We start from the raw sequence: 401 nt of genomic DNA on the forward strand, positions 1-401 counted from the left end.
CCAACGATCACAGCAGAGATTACAGGAATCACCGAAGACACAGGTCTTGCAAACGACTTCTTGACCAAAGACCAAAGCTTAGTGATTAGTGGCAAAGTATCAGATGCAACACAAATACAAGCGGGTGATAAAGTTCAAGTTCGCATCGATGGTGGAACGTGGGCGGATGCAACGCTGAAAGCGGATGGTACGTGGAGTTTAGATCACACAGCGAACCCATTGGCAGAAGGCAAGCATGTTGTTGAAGCACGTGTAGTCGATCAAGCAGGCAATGCGACAACACCGACAAGCAAAGACATCACGATTGATACAACAGGTCCAGCAGACGATAGTTTGCTTGAAGCGAAACTATTGGATGACGTTGGTGCAGTGACTGGAGAAATTCAGGATGGTATGAGTAC

The 401-nt window shown here is 47.1% G+C and carries 1 protein-coding gene; it reads left to right on the plus strand.

Annotated features, from left to right (window positions below):
- Positions 1–401, plus strand: a 401-nt coding sequence (locus D7V20_RS19965) for an Ig-like domain-containing protein (RefSeq protein ID WP_171407874.1), incomplete at both ends; no start/stop codon positions are given.

The sequence above is a fragment of the Acinetobacter rongchengensis genome, from assembly GCF_003611475.1.
Lineage (GTDB): Bacteria > Pseudomonadota > Gammaproteobacteria > Pseudomonadales > Moraxellaceae > Acinetobacter > Acinetobacter rongchengensis.